Here is an 18,035-nt window from a genome sequence, read left to right on the forward strand (position 1 = left end):
TGAGTAGATGATTGTGTTGGAGAAACGGCCTCAGCCGTCCAAGGCGTGGTCTTATGCCACCCCTCTGGTTGCGGTGCTGGCAACGATGCTTTTCGGCGGCATTCTGTTCGCCATTCTGGGTAAGAACCCGGTCGAAGCTATTGGCACCATTTTCTGGGAACCCCTATTTGGTGAGTTCGCCTTTTATTACCGCCCGCAACTTCTGGTGAAAGGTGCGCCTCTGGTGTTGATCGCCATTGGCCTGTCGCTGGGTTTTCGCGCCGGTATCTGGAATATCGGGGCCGAGGGTCAGTACATCATGGGTGCCATCTTTGGCGCAGGTGCAGGTCTGGCCTTCTATCCGCTGGACGCGTTCTACATCTTTCCGATCATGGTGATTGCTGGTGCGTTCGGTGGCTGGCTCTGGGCGATGATCCCTGCCTTTCTGAAGGTCCGCTTTGGCACCAACGAAATCCTCGTGTCACTGATGCTGGTCTATGTGGCCGAACAGATGCTGGCCTCGGTCTCGCTGGGCCTTTTGAAAAACCCCGAAGGGTTCGGCTTTCCCGGTTCACGCAACCTGCAAGCCTATGACAGTGCGCATAACGCGGAACTGATCGCCGGGTCCGGGATGCACTGGGGCGTGGTGACAGCACTGATCGCCGTGATCTTTGCCTATGTCCTGCTCAATCGTCACATGCTGGGTTTCCACATCCGCCTGACCGGAGAGGCACCGCGTGCCGCCAAGTTCGCAGGTGTCAATCCGGCCCGCCTGATCCTGTTCTGCCTCGGCATGTCAGGAGCACTGGCAGGACTGGCCGGAATGTTCGAGGTTTCGGGACCTTCGGGTGTGGTCAGCATCGACTTCAACGTCGGCTATGGCTTTACCGCGATCATCGTGGCCTTTCTCGGTCGTCTGCACCCGGTGGGCATCCTGCTGGCCGGTGGCCTGATGGCGCTGACCTATATCGGCGGCGAAATCGCGCAGTCTCAGCTTGGCCTGCCTGCCGCCGCCATTCAGGTGTTCCAGGGGATGCTTCTGTTCTTCCTGCTGGCTTTCGATCTTCTGACAAACTACCGCATCCGTGCGGCCCGTAGCGAGGTAGCGTAATGGACCTTGGTGAAATCAACCCCGTCCTCTTGGTCGCCTCTCTGATGGTGGCCGCAACCCCCCTGCTTTTGGCCGCGATCGGAGAGCTGGTCGTCGAAAAAGCAGGTGTTTTGAACCTCGGCGTCGAGGGCATGATGATCGTCGGCGCAATCAGCGGCTTTGCGATCTCGGTCGAGACCGGATCACCCTGGCTGGGCTTTATCGCTGCGGCCATCGGCGGTGCGGTGCTATCCCTGCTGTTCGTGCTGCTGACGCAGGTTGCGCTTGCCAACCAAGTCGCCAGTGGCCTCGCGCTAACCTTGTTTGGATTGGGTTTCAGCGCCCTTCTAGGTCAAAGCTATGTGGGGATCAAACCGCCCAGCATGGGGGATATTCACATCCCGCTGATCAGCGATATTCCGGTTATCGGCCCGATCCTGTTTCAGCATGACCCAATCCTTTATGTCGGGATCGCCCTAACCGCAGCGGTTTGGGCCACGCTGAAATACACCCGAGTCGGTCTGATCCTGCGCGCGGTCGGGGAAAACCACGACGCGGCCCACGCGCTTGGCTACAAGGTCATCAAGATCCGCATCATGGCGATCCTGTTCGGCGGAGCCTGCGCAGGTCTGGGCGGCGCTTACATCAGCCTTATCCGCGTCCCGCAATGGACCGAGGGCATGACCGCCGGTGTCGGCTGGATCGCCCTTGCACTGGTGGTCTTTGCCAGTTGGAAACCGTGGCGTGCATTGCTGGGTGCCTATTTGTTTGGCGGCATCACTGTGTTGCAGCTTAATTTGCAGGCAGCAGGCGTTGCCATTCCTGTCGAGTATCTGGCAATGTCGCCCTACATCATCACGATCCTTGTGCTTGTGATCCTTTCGGCCGACAAGAGCAGCGCACCTGCCTCACTGGGCCGGACCTTCCATGCCTCGCACTAGAGGCCAACTGAACCAACTTGGGAGTAACTTCATGAAATTCACTTCACTTCTGACAAGCGCAGCGATGGCGCTGGGTCTGGCGACGGGCGCCATGGCCGAAGACAAAACCAAAGTCGGCTTTGTCTATGTCGGCCCCGTAGGTGACGGCGGCTGGACCTATGAACACAACAAGGGCCGTCTGGCCGTTGAAGAAGAATTCGGCGACAAGGTTGAAACCGTTTTCGTTGAATCCGTCCCCGAAGGCCCGGATGCAGAACGCGTGATGACCCAGATGGCGCTGGAAGGCGCGGATCTGATCTTTACCACCTCGTTCGGCTACATGGACCCGACGATCAACGTCGCCAAGAAATTCCCGGACGTGAAGTTCGAGCACGCGACCGGTTACAAAACCGCGCCGAACGTCTCGGTCTATTCGGCCCGCTTCTACGAAGGCCGCGCCGTTCAGGGCCACATCGCTGGCAAGATGACCAAGTCAAACATCATCGGCTATATCGGCTCGTACCCGATCCCCGAAGTGATCCGTGGCATCAACTCGGCCTATCTCCACGCCAAAAAGGTGAACCCGGATGTCGAGTTCAAGATCGTCTGGGCTTACACCTGGTTCGACCCGGCGAAAGAGGCTGACGCGGCTACCGTTCTGATCGAACAGGGCGCGGACGTGATCCTGCAGCACACCGACTCGACCGCGCCGCAGGCGGCTGCGCAAGAAGCGGGCGATGTTGTCACCTTCGGTCAGGCCTCGGACATGAGCGAATACGCTCCGTTCCCGCGCGTATCCTCGATCATTGATGACTGGGCACCCTACTATATCGCACGGACACAGGCCGTGATGGACGGCACATGGGAAAGCGCCAACACGTGGGACGGCATCCGTGAAGGCATGGTCGCAATCGGCGAGATTTCCGACGCGGTGCCTGCTGATGTCAAAGAAGAAGCGCTGGCTTTGAAAGCAGCTATGGCCGCAGGTGAATACCACCCCTTCACCGGCCCGATCAAAAAGCAGGACGGCAGCGACTGGCTGGCCGAGGGCGAAGTGGCCGATGACGGCACGCTTGCCGGCATGAACTTCTACATCGAAGGGCTGGAAGGCGAAATTCCGCAGTAAGCTGCGCAATGCAGAAAACAACAAAGGCCCGCCTAATTGGCGGGCCTTTTCCTTGGGCGCCTATACAGACAAGCGCTGTGCTGGACGTCCCTGTATGGGCAGCGAGGCCGAGCCCTCATCTAGGTGCCAAACCCATCAATGCCCGGTCAGCACCAGCGTATTCACCGGCATCAGGATCAGACGCAGGCGCAAGCCTGCTGCGTGAACCACGCCGATCGTGTCGACCACGTGAAGAAACGCCGCGTGCCAGAAGCCAAGGTCCTCATGCTCCAGCCGTTCGTGGTTGTCGGTATAGACGTTTGCCAAACAGTTGCTGCCCGGCGGAATGTCGTCCGCAGCACCCTTGTACAGAGGTTCCATGTAGACCAGAACGGATCCGGGATTGGTATTTGTCTGAACGTCACGCAGCTCGTCCGTAGGGCGAATCTGGCCCGAGGGGATGACGTCCTGCACTTCGACCACGATCATGGGGATCACGGTAAAGGGCTTGGTCATGCAGCCCAACTCTCCGATCATGCCGGGCTTGATGACTTGTGCTGACATCTGGTTGAACGCCGCCTGAAAACGGTCGTGGCCCGAGTGCGAGGGAACAAGGATACCGGCAGGCCGCAGCAGTGGACTGACATAGTCTCCGACCTGCAGGCCGAACTGCTCTATCCGGCCCGTCACCCCAGCGCTGATTACGGTCTTGTCCAACTCGGTCAGGGCCGCGTCCAGTTCGGCATTGGCCGCAACCAGTTGAGCGGGGATCAACTCCTCGATCTGCTGAACAACGGCCGCGCGCCGGGCTTGGGCTGCAACCAGTTGCGCCTCGCGCTCTGCGACCAGATTTTCCAGCCGGTCGATCTCGGCCAGACGCACGGCGCTTGAGCCTTCATCCCGAAGCGTCGTGTTGCGTTCCAGATCCTCAAGCGACTGATCCAGCGCAGCCTTGGCACCGGCTATCCCGGCGGTGGCCTCGGCCAGATCGGTTTCAGCCACTTTCAAAGACGCCTGAACCTGCGCAATCTGGGCATGAGCCGCCTGAACCTGAGCGGTCTGGGTAAAATCCTCGATCCGGAAGATCGGCTGGCCTGCAACCACCTGCTGGTTATTTGTTACATACACTTCGGACACCCGACCGCCGAGTTGAGGCAGAATGGTGACTGTCCGAAAATAGGACGCCGCCGTCTTACTGGCCGGGTGGAAATAGAACAGGGTGGTGATCACGGTTAGCGCCAGAATTGCACAGGTCGTCAGCCCCCAGCGCAGTTCGTACCACATGGTAAACAACGTAATCTCATGCCCGATCCGTTTTCCCTGCACAAAGCGTCGATACAAGTAGTCAGGCAGCACCGTGACCAGCGCGCACATCAGTGTTTCAAGCATGGCTTACTGCTCCTGCGGCGCCGGTTGAGGGTCAGGTTCTTCGGCTGCGGCCTGTTGGTTTTGCGCACCCAGTGACCGGATCGCGTCAGCTATGGCGCGCAAAGGCGCTGCGACGTCTGGAAACTGAAACCCGGCCACCAAAATCGCAGCCACCCAAAACAACCCGTTATGTGTAAACAACGCCAGCAAAGCCAGAATGCCGACAAGCTGAAACTGCGGGTGATTGGATTCATGGGCTATCTTTTCAGGGATGGAATGCAGCGTGAAGTAGCCGACGCCGATCAAGACAATGACCAAAACCGTGAAAATGAACATGAACGTCAAAAGAAAATCACTGCCGTCCGCCTGGGCCACATAGGACGGAATATGCCCCGTGGCCATGGGGTGTAAGTCTGCGGTACTCCCCCTGCCCTCCTGTTATTGCTTGATCCTTGTTTGGATGGGTTGATGCGTAAATTCAACCCTGCTTAAAGTTCGCAGACGCTTTCACCGACGAAATGCAAAAGCGCAGAAAATAGGGACTAAATGATTGATTTCCTGATCATCGGCGGCGGGGTTGCGGGCCTCAGCGCAGGGGCACGTCTATCCCGACATGGAAAAGTGACTGTGCTCGAGGCTGAAGACGTTCTCGGGTATCACGCTTCGGGCCGCTCGGCCGCGTTGTTTGAAGAAAGTTATGGTCCAGCCTCGGTCGTCGCGCTGAACAAGGCAAGCGCCGCGTTCCTGACGACAGAAAATGGTGGATACCTCACACCGCGGGGCCTGATGCTGATCGGTGGCAGAGACCAGCGAGACATTTTCGCGCGCGATGTGGTTGATCTGAACATGCATGAGTTGCCAGTCGCAGAGGCCCGCGACCGCGTACCGGTCCTGAACCCGGATGCCGTGGGTTTTGCCGCGATCAGCGATGCCGCATTTGATATCGATACCGACAGGCTTTTGCAGGATTTTGCCCGAACAATCCGAAGCAATGGCGGAAATGTCCTAACCAAAAACAAGGTCACTGCCATACGCAAGGACAAGCACTGGATAATCAGTGCAGAACAGACCTACGAAGCCCGCAATATCGTGAACGCAGCCGGACCGTGGGTGGACGAGATTGCAGTCATGGCAGGCATTGCTCCAATCGGCATCTCACCCCGCCGCCGGTCGATGGCGCGACTACCGGCTCCGGGCGGACACGACCTGCGCGGTTGGCCGATGCTTCTGGGTGCAGGAGAGGCATGGTACGCAAAACCAGATGCAGGGAAACTGATCGTCTCACCGTCAGAGGCTGACCCGGTTCCTCCACACGATGCCTTTGCTGACGACATGGTTCTGGCCGAAGGTCTGGCCAGATACGAAGAGATGGTCACGGAACCCGTCACTCGGGTCGAGGCAAACTGGGCCGGTTTGCGCAGTTTTGCCCCTGATGGCACACTGGTGCTTGGCCCTGATCCCGTTGATACGACATTTGTCTGGTCCGCTGGTCAGGGCGGGTATGGTTTCCAGACTGCCCCTGCCGCATCGAAACTGGTGGCCGATCTTGCGACCGGCCACACGCCCGAGATAGATGACGCCAGCGTTGCGGCGCTGAAACCGGAAAGGCTGCGCCGATGATCAAGCGAACCCTGCCCTCTAGCGCAAGCGTCGCGACCGAAGGCGAAGGAGGGCGGCTGGTTGCCCCCGCCGCGTCTCGCAATTCGGACGTACTGTGCGATCTGTTGGCGCAGTGGGCCCCGACCGGCGGGAGGGCGTTGGAAATCGCCAGCGGCACCGGACAGCACGTCAGCGCCTTTGCGCAACGCCTTCCTCAGCTTCACTGGCAACCAACCGAAGTCGACCCGGACCGGCGTGCCAGCATAGACGCCTATTCCCACGACCAGCCCAATATCTCGGCCGCCATTGCACTGGACGCAACTTCCGACGGTTGGCACCAGCGTTTTTCCGGGCAGGACCTGATCGTGTTGATCAACCTCGCTCACCTGATCAGCTGGCAAGAAACCCAAACGCTGATCTCCGAGGCCGCGCTTGCCCTGGCTTCGGGTGGGCGCTTTGTCCTGTACGGCCCGTTCATGCGATCAGGGAAGCTCACCAGCGACGGGGATCAACGGTTCCATGACGCTCTGGTGCAGCAAGACATTGAAATCGGCTACAAAAACGACGACGACATCGCGACGGAAATGCGTGCGCACGGCCTGGATGTCATCGGGATGATCGACATGCCAGCGAACAATCTCGCCTTCATCGCCGAAAAACCTCGAACCTGATCAAGATCAAAGTTCGCAAGAGTTTTCTCGATCACATTCCGCATATCGCATGTGAATGAGGATCGACATGACTTGGCAGAAAAAGCTGACCGATACCCGCAACGGGCTACGCAATCTCAACGGTGCAATCCCCGAAACCGCACGCGCCTTTGGCGCCTTGGGTAAATCAGTCAAAGAAGGCGGAGTGCTGGATTACAAAACCAAGGAGTTCATCGCACTTGGCATATCAATCGCCATCCGGTGCGAGCCTTGCATCAAATTACACACCGAAGCATTGGCCAAATCAGGCACATCCCGAGACGAGTTTTCGGATGTTCTTGCAATGGCCATCCAAATGGGCGGAGGACCGTCGATGATGTATGCGGCCAAAGCTTTGGAGTGTTTCGACGAACTGACGGCCTGAAAACCTTTAAGCGCAAAAAGCCTGCATCCGCAGGCTTGCCTCCGGCGGAAGTATTTTTGAACAGAAGAAGAAACGGTTTCTTAACCTATTGAGGTCAAAAATGGCCTTGCGGTACAGGCGGAAGCGCCGATGGCCGTAACAGGAGAAGGCCCCCCTCGCCAAAAGCAGGGGGGCTGGATCGTTTTCCAACCCCCGCTTCTTCTGTTTAAAAATACTTCCGCCGGAGGCATGTGCCGCTGCAAGCGGCGCATTTCTTCCACGCCGCCCACAACAATGCCCCGGATCAGCCGTCCTTGCGGATGGTTTCGTTCTTCGGGTCGTAAGGGCTGTCGCAGGTGACGACGGCATCCCACAGCTTATCCTGAATTTTGACCTTCAGCTTGGTGCCCTCGACGGCCAGTTCGGGCTTTACATAACCCATGCCGATGGATTTCTCGAATGCCACCGAGTATCCACCCGAGGTCAGGCGACCGACGCGCTCACCCTCTGCGGTGTAAAGCGCCTCACGGCCCCATGGGTCTGCATCGTCAGGTCCGTCGATCAACAGAGTACAGCATTTCACGCGCACGCCGGTCTCTTCCAGCTTGGCCTTGCCGTAGAAGTTTTTCGACAGGTCGACAAAACGCGGCAGGTCAGCCTCGAGCGGGGTCGCGTCGCGACCAAGTTCAGTGCCGAAGGCGCGATAGGATTTCTCCTGACGCAGCCAGTTCTGGGCGCGGGCACCGACCAGCTTCATACCATGTTTCTCACCGGCTTTTTCCAACAGGTCGAACAGGTAGTTCTGCATCTCGATCGGGTGGTGAAGTTCCCAGCCCAGCTCTCCGGTATAGGCCACGCGGATTGCGTTCACCGGGCACATGCCCAATTCGATCTGGCGAGCAGACAGCCACGGGAAGCGCTTGTTGGACAGTGCGGTTTCCGGATCGGCGTCCTTGATGACCTCTTTCAGAACGTCGCGAGACTTGGGTCCGGCGATGGCAAAGACGCCCCACTGGGTGGTTACGTCCTGGATCTCGATATAGCCGAACTCCTCCATCTTGTCCTCGGCCGCCTTGCGCAGATAGTCGGCGTCATATTCGGTCCAGGCACCGGCGGAGACGATGTAGTAGCTGTTCTCGCCATTGCGGACGATGGTGTATTCGGTTCGGGTGGTGCCGTGCGAGGTCAACGCATAGGTCAGGTTGATACGACCGACCTTTGGCAGCTTGTTGCAGGTGAACCAATCCAGGAATTGAGTGGCACCGGGGCCTTTGACGACGTGCTTTGTGAAGGCTGACGCGTCAATCAGGCCAACGCCTTCGCGGATCGCTTTGGCTTCTTCGACGGCGTATTGCCACCAACCGCCACGACGGAAGGAGCGGCTTTCCTTGTCGAAGTTGTCAGGTGCATCAACAGGGCCAAAATAGTTGGGACGTTCCCAGCCATTGACCCAGCCGAACTGCGCGCCACGCGCTTTCTGGCGGTCATAGGCAGGAACGGTGCGCAGGGGACGGCAGGCTTCCCGCTCTTCATCCGGGTGGTGCAGGATGTAGACGTGCTCATAGCACTCTTCGTTCTTGCGGGCCGCGAACTCGGTAGTCATCCAGTTGCTGCTATAGCGTTTGGGGTCCAGCGAGGCCATGTCGATCTCGGCTTCGCCATCGACCATCATTTGTGCCAGATAATAGCCGGTGCCACCTGCGGCGGTAATCCCGAAGCTGAAGCCCTCGGCCAGCCACATATTGCGCAGACCCGGAGCGGGACCGACCAGCGGGTTACCATCAGGCGTATAGCAGATCGGGCCGTTGAAATCGTCCTTCAGGCCGGATTCGGCGCATGAGGGCACACGTTCGGCCATCGCCATATACTGTTCGGCGATCCGGTCCAGATCCAGCGGGAACAGGTCGGCGCGGAAGCTGTCCGGTACACCGTATTCAAACTGCGCAGGCGCACCATGTTCGTAGATACCCAGTATCCAACCGCCGCGTTCTTCGCGCGCATAGGATTCGTTGTCAGCGTCGCGGACAACGGGGTGCTCAGGGTTGCCGGCTTCGCGCCATTTGACCAGCTCGGGGTCTTTGTCCATGACGATGAAGGTGTGTTCAACCGGGATGGCAGGCATCTTGATGCCCAGCATCTTGGCGGTGCGCTGTGCGTGGTTGCCCGACGCGGTCACAACGTGTTCTGCGGTGATCACGACCTGCTCGTCCGACGGCACAAGGTTGCCGCCCTTTTCGACCATCTTGGTGCAGGTAACTTCCCAGTGCGAGCCGTTCCAATGGAAGGCGTCGGCCTGCATCTTGCGCACGATATCCACGCCGCGCTGACGGGCACCCTTGGCCATGGCCTGTGTTACATCGGCAGGGTTAATATAGCCGTCTTCGGTATGATAGATCGCACCTTTCAGATCGCCGGTTTCGATCAGCGGCCAGCGCTCCTTGATCTGCTCGGGCGTCAGCCATTCATAGGCCACGTCGCAGGTTTCGGCGGTTGAGGCATAGAGCATGTATTCGTCCATACGCTCTTGCGTCTGCGCCATGCGCAGGTTGCCGACCACAGCGAAGCCTGCGTTCAGGCCGGTTTCTTCTTCAAGCTGCTTGTAGAAGTCGACCGAGTATTTGTGAATGTGGGTCGTCGCATAGGACATGTTGAACAGCGGCAGCAGGCCAGCGGCGTGCCATGTGGAACCGGACGTCAGCTCGTCCCGTTCAATCAGCATCACATCATCCCAGCCCGCTTTGGCCAGGTGATAGGCAATCGAGGTCCCAACGGCGCCACCGCCTACGACCAGTGCTTTGACTTGGGTTTTCATAACCGGGCGTCTCCCCTTGGATTCTGTTGACACCATATGGCGCAATTGCCGGGCCCGGCGCGACATTCATCCGACCAGTGATATAAAAAAAACGACCCCCGGATTGCCGGGGGTCGCTTTTCAGCATCTTGAGTCGGCCAGTTAGCCGTCTGTCAGAGTGCATGTCTTGTAGGCGTCCTTGGTCGCGCATTTGCTTACCAGACCTGCGCCCCCCTTGTTCACGCGGACTTCGGGTGCCTGCGCCGTTTCACTTTTTTGGAACATGGACATTAGCCCATCCATAAAACCGCCGCCCTTGTTGCTTGCCTCTTTCTGCTCGTCGTTCGCCTTGAACGAGGCGAATAGACGACCGAACATGTTTCCGCTTTGCGCATCGGCTTTTTGAACCTCACCTTCCAGAAGAATGTTGAGGCCAGTGCGGTAGCCTACCTGAATCAATTCATCCGCAGATTCGATTTTGTTTGCCGTCAAATCGAATGTGTCGCTGGGCAATCCGTACTGCGAGGCCAGCGAGTTGGCCACAAGCGAAAGCCCGTTGATGTTGTCCAGTCGAAGCCGCGCCAGCTCGGCCCGCAGCTTCATGAACTCACCCCGAAGGCCAGCCATCTCGATGGCCAGTTCAACCTCGGTTTCGGGGTTCGTGGTCCTATCGTTGCTGACGCCGGGCACCGGCTTGCGAAGCAGTGCATTCATCCCGTCATAGTCCAGCTTCGCCAGAAACTTTCGGACCTCATGCGGGGGCGCGTCGGAATACATTTGCATCCGAACTTCCTGACCAAGACCAAGGGCACCTTTGTAGATGTCAAACTCGACCGGAGCTTCCAAATCCGTGATACCCGCCGTCACCATCGACCAGAGGGATCGGTCATTCACGGTGATGACGCTGTGTTTGTTTTGCTTGAATTGAAAATAAGCCACGCCACCAACGATCGCGAAAGGGGCATAGTCGGCACCGCTTTTGCCCAGCGTATCAACAGATCGCACGATATTGCCGGTCAGAGTATTGGACCGCGCGTCCTCTTTCAAAGAAACCTGAAGCCAGATTGTGTGCGTGCCGTTTTCATAGACCCAACTGGTACGATCCAGCTTTTCGGCCAGCACCTGCACTTTCTGGACCGCGACCTGCTTGGCCAGCGGGCGGGCGCCTCGCTGATACCATCCTGCAGGACACCTTCGCGGGCGTCGCGGGTATAGTCACGGTCCACAATGGCGCGACGCACCCAGTCCTCGCCCGATTTCGGGGCAAAAGGCTCGCTTCCGGCGCGCCAACGCTGTTGACGTTCACGTTCCAACTGCTCGGCATCCAGCTCCTTGTCATACTGCGCCAAACGCTCTTTGATCGTGTCGACATAACCGCTGGCAGACAGCGTGCCCGTACTTTTCTTGTCCTGTTGGTAGTAGTCGAGCCCGGCAAGGACCAACACAACAACCAACGCAAATCCGATAATTCGCACTACGCCCATTTGAATACCTGAAATCAATTACTACTCGTTTTGGCGATTGATACAGACGAATTTGGGCAACCTTGTGACCTAGACGCGAAGTTTCCGTAGCGTTATCAATAATTTGAGGATGGCAAAATCTTTCCCGGATTCATGATATTGTCGGGATCCAACGCCTTTTTGATCGCGCCCATATAGGCAACGGCTGGCCCCAACTCTTTAAGCAGATACGGCCGTTTGCCCTGCCCGATTCCGTGTTCGCCGGTACACGTCCCCTCCATCGAGATGGCAAGGTCGTTCAGCCAGCCAACGAACCCTTCGGCATTAGCGACCTCGTCAGGGTTGTCCATGTCAATCAATAGCAGTGTGTGGAAGTTTCCATCGCCCACATGCCCGACCATTGGGGCCATCAGGCCCAGCTTGTTCGCGCGATTCTGCGTTGCCGTCACACACTCTGCCAGACGTGAGATCGGGACGCACACATCGGTCGAGATTCCGCGCGCGCCAGGGCGCAGTTGCAGACACGCCCAGTACATGTCGTGCCGAGCCTGCCACAGCTTGTTCCGTTGTTCCGTCGTCGACGTCGCCGCGAAATCTGTACCCCCGAATTCCTCGGCGATCTGCCCGAAGGTCTCGGCCTGCTCAACCGCACCGCTTTCGGATCCGTGAAATTCAAGCAGCAGCAATGGCGTTTCCGGCAAGGTCAGGCTGGAATAGGCATTCGCGGCCTTCACAGACATTTCGTCCAGTAACTCGATCCGGGCAACCGGTACGCCGTACTGGATCGTCATCATCACAGCTTGGCAGGCCGCATCGACCGTAGGAAAGGAACACCGTGCCGAGGTGATCGCCTCGGGGATGCCCTGAAGACGCAACGTGATCTCTGTGATGATACCCAGCGTTCCCTCGGCACCGATCAGCAATCGCGTCAGGTCATATCCGGCAGAGGACTTCTTGGCCCTGTGTCCGGTACGAATAATCTGGCCGTCGGGCATCACGGCTTCGAGGCTGAGGATGTTGTCCTTCATGGTCCCATAGCGCACCGCGTTGGTTCCCGACGCCCGCGTTGCGGCCATGCCCCCCAATGAGGCATTCGCACCGGGGTCGATGGGAAAGAACAACCCCTGATCGCGAAGGTGCGTGTTCAGGTCTTCGCGCGTCACGCCGGGCTGAACGACACAATCCAGATCACTGGCATTAACCTGCAACACCTTGTTCATCTGGGTCAGGTCAACCGATATCCCACCAGCGGGCGCGTTCACATGCCCCTCCAGCGACGTCCCCGTGCCAAAGGCGATCACTGGAACCTTATATTCGGCGCAAACTTTAACGATCTCAGATACTTCTTCGGTCGAATGTGGGAACACCACCGCGTCCGGAGACTGGTTTTCGATCCAAGTCGTGGTGTGCCCGTGTTGTTCGCGGATGGCCTGCCCTGTCTGCAGGCGATCCCCGAAGGACTGTTTCAGATGACCAACGACTATCTGAATGCCCGCATCGTTTCGCGGCAACGCAACTGCTTGCGCCATGCTGTTCCTCCCTAAAACGCCGGGCTATTCGCCCAGCGCAATCCCCTCGCGGCGTGGATCAGCCCCGCCTGTCAAGACATCCCCGATCTCGATCGCATGAAGCCCCGAGGTCAGGTCGCGCGGATTGACCTCATAGCCAAGTTCCGTCAGGGCATCCACAAAGCCTTCTGCTGACGTGCCTTGTTCGACATCGAAAGTACCGAAACGGTTCACCAGATGGGGCATCGACAACGCCTGCTGCACATCCATGTCCCAATCCGCCCAAGCGATGATCGACTTGGCGACATAGCCGATAATCCGGCTTCCACCGGGCGAGCCAATGGCCAAAACCGGTTTGCCGTCCTGCATTACAATTGTCGGGCTCATCGACGAACGGGGGCGTTTGCCCGGCTCCAGTCGGTTTGCGATCGGGACACCGTTGCTGTGGGTCTTGAACGAGAAATCCGTCAGTTCATTGTTCAGCAAAAACCCGTTGGTCATCAATCGCGATCCGAACCCGTTTTCAATCGTCGTGGTCATCGACAAGACATTTCCATACTGATCAACGATCGAGATATGAGAGGTCGACGGCAATTCCAGAGACACGTCATCCGCCCAATTCGACGAATGCTCGAATTCGGGGTTTCCGGGCGCTGCGTCGATCAGTGCCGCATCTCCGCTCATCAACGCGCCACGTTCCGATAGGTAGTCCGGATCAACCAGCCCCTTTGTCGGCATCGGGACAAAATCGTGATCGGCCATGTACCGCCCGCGATCCGCGAAAGCCAGACGCGAGGCATCACCGATCAGCCGCCATGTATTGATGTCCTCAGGCCCCATCGCGGCCAGGTCGTAGCCATCCAGCATGCCCAGAATCTGACCCACAGTCAGCGCGCCGGACGATGGGGGACCCATTCCGCACACCTCATAGACACGGTACGCCGCACAGACAGGCTCGCGTTCGATCACCTGATACAGCGCCAAATCTATTCCCGACAGAATCCCCGGATTGCCCGGAGCATTCCGCACCGTGTTGACGATACCCGCAGCGATCTCACCGCCGTAGAAACCAGCAGATCCCTCACTGGCAAGAACGCGCAGAGTTTCTGCGTAATCGGGGTTCATCAGGCGCTGGCCCTGCGCCAAGGGTGTCCCATCAGGCAGGAAATACGCAGCGGTCGCGGGGAAGCGGGACAGGCGTTCGGCATCCTTTTCGACAAGGCTGGCCAGACGCGGAGATACAAGAAACCCTTCGTCAGCCAGCGTTATCCCATCGGCGAACAGGCTGGGCCACGGGCTGCGACCCCAGCGCCGGTGCGCCTCTTCCAGCAAAGCGGGCGTACCCGGTGTCCCCACCGACAAACCGCCCACGACGGCGTCGAAGAACTTCAGCGGTTCGCCATTTTCATCTTGGAACAGCCGGTGGTTTGCCTCCAGCGGCGCGGTTTCACGCCCGTCCAGTGTCGTCAATTCGCCAGTGGCGGCATCGTACCAGACAAGAAACGCCCCACCGCCAAGGCCGGAAGACTGTGGCTCGACCAGGCCAAGCACAACCTGAACGGCTACCATCGCATCCGCAGCCGATCCACCGGCCCGCAAGACCTTAGCTCCGGCTTCAACGGCCAGAGGGTTCGCAGCCGCAACCATCCAATTCTGCGAGGAAACCGGCGCACCGGCCAGTTTCGCCTCAAGCGAGGCAATTACTTCTTCGGTCAATCCCTGCACTTGCCCATCCGAGGCACCTTCGGGGGCAACAGCGTCGGCTGTCTCTTGTGCGACCGAGGGGCCAGCAATTGCCATTGCGGTCGCAAACAACCCGGAAATCAAACTTCTTTTCATAGTATCCTCCTGAAAATAATGTAATTTTACGGGGTGCCGCAATATCCTACAGCATGGCAGGAACCACCTGATCCGGCGGACGGTGGCCGTCTTCAAATGTCTTGATGTTGATGATGACTTTCTCACCCATCTCGATCCGACCTTCCAGAGTGGCCGACCCCATATGCGGCAGCAGAACAACATTGGGCAACTGCCGCAGGCGCGGATTCACATCCGTCCCGTGTTCGTAAACGTCCAGCCCTGCCCCTGCGATATCACCGGATCGGATCAGGCGGGTCAGTGCGTTTTCGTCCAACACTTCACCGCGCGAAGTGTTCACGATCACTGCCGAGGGTTTCATCAACTTCAGCCGCCGCGCGTTCATCAGGTGGAACGTGGACGGCGTGGATGGACAGTTGATCGAGATGACATCCATCCGCGCAACCATCTGGTCAAGACTTTCCCAATAGGTCGCTTCCAGTTCTTGTTCCGTTTCCGGGCGAAGCCTGCGGCGATTGTGATAATGAACCTGCATGCCAAAGGCGCTGGCCCGGCGCGCCACAGCCTGACCAATGCGTCCCATGCCCAGAATACCAAGACGACGGCCACCAATGCGGCCACCCAACAGCGCGTTCGGAGCCCAGCCCTCCCACTCGCCTTTTTGCATCACTGACAACCCCTCGGGGATACGTCGCGTGACGGCCAGTATAAGGGCCATGGTCATGTCGGCGGTATCGTCAGTCAGAACTCCCGGAGTGTTGGAGACAAGAATTCCCCGCTGCCGGGCGGTCGCGACGTCAATATTGTCGACCCCTGCCCCGTAGTTGGCGATCAGGCGCAGCTTTTCGCCCGCCTGCCCCAGCAATCCGCCGTCAATTGTATCCGTGACCGTCGGCACAAGGACATCCGCGCTCTGGACTGCGGCGACCAGTTCTTCGCGTGACATAGGAGCGTCCTCGGTCCGCAACTGCACGTCGAACAACTCGCTCAACCGGGTTTCTACCGCCTCGGGCAACCGTCGCGTTACGACAACACTCAGACGTTCTCTTGGCACCTGTGCACTCCCACTGCTTTGCAAACCTTCGCGCGCCATGGCATCGTGGCGCAGGATAAGGCGGGGCACAAGAACCCCCGAGGCATTGAGTCGACCTTTTTTGAAACAATATCAACAGGCACAAGAGCAGACAGTCCGTGAGTGGTTTTCTACCCGTAAAGCACCGTTTGGCGGCGGTTTTATCCGTGTTTTTAATCGTCACTGGCACATTGGCAGCCAGCGCGCAGGGCGAACGTGGCCCGGTGACCAATCTGCCCCTGCCCCGATATGTTTCGATGAAAGCCGCTGAAGGCAATGTGCGTCGCGGCCCATCCCTGACTCATCGAATCGACTGGGTCTTCAAACGTCGCGGGATGCCCCTGCAAATCACGGCCGAGTATGGAAACTGGCGCAAGGTTCAGGATCGCGACGGTGCTGGCGGCTGGGTTCACTACGCGTTGCTGTCCGGCGTTCGCACAGTCCTGATCGAATCTGACATGCTGCCTGTTTATGCAAACCCGGACCCGAACTCGCAGGTCAGCGCACAGTTTGAATCCGGCGTGGTCGCCCGTCTTGGAACCTGCACCGTTGATTGGTGCCGAGTTTCAGCTGGCGGCTATCGGGGCTGGACCCTCAAGTCGAACCTTTGGGGGGTCGATCCCTCGGAAATCCGGGAATAATCCAGCAATTCTCAGGACGTGCGCGCGATAAAATCGCAAGTTAGCTCAACCAGTTCGGGGCCGACATCCTCTTGCAGAAAATGACCCGCATTAGGCAAAATCGTATGAGGTTGCCCGGCCGCGCCCGGACAAAGACGCTGAAACACCGCATCTATCCCGGCCATTACTTTGTCATCAGCCCCAAACGCCGTCAGGACAGGCGTTTGCAGGCCGCGCAGCACACCCCAGGCCTGCCGGTTCGCATCCGACTCGGGATCATCGGGCGAAGACGGCACCAGCATCGGGAATTGCCGCGCCCCCGCCTTGTAGCTTTCGTCGGGAAACGGCGCGTCATACGCCGCAATGGTCGCATCGGATAGCGGCCTGGCGGTTCCCCCCTTTAAAATCCCACCGGCTGGAAAAACGGGCACGTCCTGACTGAACCTGCGCCAGTTTTCAAAAGCCTCGCCCATCGGCTGATCACCGGTCGGCAACGCGGTGTTGGCGACTACAACCCGCGCAAACCTGTCAGGCATTTCAGCCCAAAGCCGCAATCCGATCAAACCGCCCCAATCCTGACAGAACAGAGTGATATTGCGCAGGTCCACCTGTCGCAGCCAATCCCCCATCCACGCGACATGGCGCGCGTAAGTGTAGTCGCTGCGTTCCGTTGGCTTGTCTGATCGACCGAACCCAACCAGATCCGGCGCAACAGCACGATGTCCCTGCTTCACAAACCCGGCGATCATATGGCGATACAAATACGACCAGCTCGGCTCTCCATGCATCATCAACACCGGATCGGCATCGGCAGGACCCTCATCCACATGATGGATTCGCAACTCTCCTCCTTCAGTGTCGTCGACCAAAGAGTAGTGCGGTTCAAAACCATAGTCGGCCAGTGCCTCAAACCGAGAGTCCGGCGTGCGCAGGAATTTCATGTTTCACCTATACTTTCGATACCGAGCTTGTCCCGCGACAGTCAGGATACGACACAGAATGTCACCCGCGCCCCCGTGAGCATTTGAATTATATAGAGAATAGCAGAGTAGGTGTTTTCAGAAAACACTCTGAAGCTGATCAAACAACCCGATTTCAACACGCAGAGCACCCCAGCCAAAAGAGCCAGAAAACCCAACCACGCGCTCCGATCCCGGCTTTGAAAATTTTTTCCGAACCTTGCTCATTTTTTGCGGGAAAGGTCTTGAACCCTCCAAACAACAATCGTAGATAGCGCCTCACCGTTGGGGTGTAGCCAAGTGGTAAGGCAGCGGTTTTTGGTACCGTGTATCGTAGGTTCGAATCCTACCACCCCAGCCAGATCATCGGAACATGGAACAACAGCAGGCGCTTGGGTCACCGATACCCCAGAAATGCCCCCGTTTATGCCCCCGCTCAGATCACACATGTCTTGCTAGTCTGCAATGCTGTTTGCACGGTCAGCAGTGACCTCCCCCAGACAAAGGGAAAGGCCGATAGCGGTTATGGCCGAGTATAGTCGGGCATAGGGATAAGTAATGGAAAACGCAGGATAAAGGGGAGAAGAGAAACTCAAGCCTCTCCCCCCCCGAACATCCAGTTTCCTCATCCCCCCAGAGAATCCAGATAAGCCAACCGCTCATCGAAGATACGCTGACGGACCCTGTAGG

General features: G+C 58.2%; 16 protein-coding genes and 1 tRNA gene. 8 read left to right on the top strand and 9 right to left on the bottom strand.

The window, feature by feature from the left end:
• Positions 1–7: 7 nt before the first annotated feature.
• From ACR0B7_RS08545 to ACR0B7_RS08555, 3 genes are read left to right on the top strand one after another with little or no spacing between them, the layout of a single operon-like run.
• Entirely contained in the window at positions 8–1,090 is a 1,083-nt protein-coding gene (locus tag ACR0B7_RS08545; protein ID WP_170411579.1) for an ABC transporter permease, read from the top strand.
• A complete protein-coding gene (locus ACR0B7_RS08550; protein WP_170384942.1) occupies positions 1,090–2,010 on the top strand; it encodes an ABC transporter permease in 921 nt (306 codons plus the stop codon). Before ACR0B7_RS08545 ends, ACR0B7_RS08550 begins: the two co-directional genes overlap by 1 nt.
• Positions 2,011–2,041: 31 nt before the next feature.
• Positions 2,042–3,115, top strand: a complete 1,074-nt coding sequence (locus ACR0B7_RS08555) for a BMP family ABC transporter substrate-binding protein (protein WP_170484258.1) — start codon at positions 2,042–2,044, stop codon at positions 3,113–3,115.
• Between the two features lie 135 nt (positions 3,116–3,250).
• Here ACR0B7_RS08555 and ACR0B7_RS08560 read toward each other — a convergent pair whose 3' ends face one another.
• Both ACR0B7_RS08560 and ACR0B7_RS08565 read right to left on the bottom strand, forming a co-directional pair.
• Positions 3,251–4,483, bottom strand: coding sequence for an HlyD family secretion protein (locus ACR0B7_RS08560; RefSeq protein ID WP_170384948.1), 1,233 nt, complete (start codon positions 4,481–4,483; stop codon positions 3,251–3,253).
• Between the two features lie 3 nt (positions 4,484–4,486).
• Positions 4,487–4,864 (bottom strand): hypothetical protein, encoded by a 378-nt coding sequence (locus tag ACR0B7_RS08565; protein WP_170484312.1) that lies wholly within the window; start codon positions 4,862–4,864, stop codon positions 4,487–4,489.
• Between the two features lie 144 nt (positions 4,865–5,008).
• Between ACR0B7_RS08565 and ACR0B7_RS08570 the strand changes: the two genes are divergently transcribed.
• The 3 genes from ACR0B7_RS08570 to ACR0B7_RS08580 all read left to right on the top strand — a co-directional run bounded on the left by ACR0B7_RS08570 (position 5,009) and on the right by ACR0B7_RS08580 (position 7,135).
• Positions 5,009–6,082, top strand: a complete 1,074-nt coding sequence (locus ACR0B7_RS08570) for an FAD-dependent oxidoreductase (protein WP_170569437.1) — start codon at positions 5,009–5,011, stop codon at positions 6,080–6,082.
• A complete protein-coding gene (locus ACR0B7_RS08575; protein WP_170484262.1) occupies positions 6,079–6,732 on the top strand; it encodes a DUF938 domain-containing protein in 654 nt (217 codons plus the stop codon). Before ACR0B7_RS08570 ends, ACR0B7_RS08575 begins: the two co-directional genes overlap by 4 nt.
• 67 nt (positions 6,733–6,799) lie before the next feature.
• Positions 6,800–7,135, top strand: a complete 336-nt coding sequence (locus tag ACR0B7_RS08580) for a carboxymuconolactone decarboxylase family protein (protein ID WP_170576587.1) — start codon at positions 6,800–6,802, stop codon at positions 7,133–7,135.
• 283 nt (positions 7,136–7,418) lie between these two features.
• Here ACR0B7_RS08580 and ACR0B7_RS08585 read toward each other — a convergent pair whose 3' ends face one another.
• From ACR0B7_RS08585 to ACR0B7_RS08610, 6 genes are all read right to left on the bottom strand, one after another.
• On the bottom strand, positions 7,419–9,926 hold the full coding sequence (locus tag ACR0B7_RS08585; protein ID WP_170484266.1) for a GcvT family protein: 2,508 nt from the start codon (positions 9,924–9,926) through the stop codon (positions 7,419–7,421).
• Positions 9,927–10,067: 141 nt separating this feature from the next.
• The gene (locus ACR0B7_RS08590; protein ID WP_170484268.1) at positions 10,068–11,027 is read right to left on the bottom strand and encodes a hypothetical protein; all 960 of its coding nucleotides are present in this window, start codon (positions 11,025–11,027) and stop codon (positions 10,068–10,070) included.
• Complete coding sequence (locus ACR0B7_RS08595; RefSeq protein WP_170569443.1) at positions 10,949–11,389, bottom strand: hypothetical protein; 441 nt, start codon at positions 11,387–11,389, stop codon at positions 10,949–10,951. Before ACR0B7_RS08595 ends, ACR0B7_RS08590 begins: the two co-directional genes overlap by 79 nt.
• Before the next feature lie 95 nt (positions 11,390–11,484).
• A complete protein-coding gene (locus ACR0B7_RS08600; RefSeq protein WP_170569446.1) occupies positions 11,485–12,897 on the bottom strand; it encodes an FAD-linked oxidase C-terminal domain-containing protein in 1,413 nt (470 codons plus the stop codon).
• A 24-nt stretch (positions 12,898–12,921) separates the two neighbouring features.
• A complete protein-coding gene (gene ggt, locus ACR0B7_RS08605) occupies positions 12,922–14,715 on the bottom strand; it encodes a gamma-glutamyltransferase (protein WP_170569449.1) in 1,794 nt (597 codons plus the stop codon).
• Positions 14,716–14,761: 46 nt separating this feature from the next.
• Positions 14,762–15,748, bottom strand: coding sequence for a 2-hydroxyacid dehydrogenase (locus tag ACR0B7_RS08610; protein ID WP_170411998.1), 987 nt, complete (start codon positions 15,746–15,748; stop codon positions 14,762–14,764).
• Between the two features lie 167 nt (positions 15,749–15,915).
• On the opposite strand from ACR0B7_RS08610, the gene ACR0B7_RS08615 reads away from it, so the two are divergent.
• Positions 15,916–16,407 (top strand): SH3 domain-containing protein, encoded by a 492-nt coding sequence (locus tag ACR0B7_RS08615; RefSeq protein ID WP_170385029.1) that lies wholly within the window; start codon positions 15,916–15,918, stop codon positions 16,405–16,407.
• A gap of 11 nt (positions 16,408–16,418) precedes the next feature.
• Here the strand turns inward: ACR0B7_RS08615 and ACR0B7_RS08620 are convergent, their stop codons facing one another.
• Positions 16,419–17,327 (bottom strand): haloalkane dehalogenase, encoded by a 909-nt coding sequence (locus tag ACR0B7_RS08620; protein WP_170484277.1) that lies wholly within the window; start codon positions 17,325–17,327, stop codon positions 16,419–16,421.
• Positions 17,328–17,631: 304 nt separating this feature from the next.
• Between ACR0B7_RS08620 and ACR0B7_RS08625 the strand changes: the two genes are divergently transcribed.
• Positions 17,632–17,706, top strand: a tRNA-Gln gene (locus tag ACR0B7_RS08625).
• Positions 17,707–18,035: the final 329 nt, after the last annotated feature.

It is taken from the genome of Ruegeria sp. BB6, assembly GCF_056539385.1.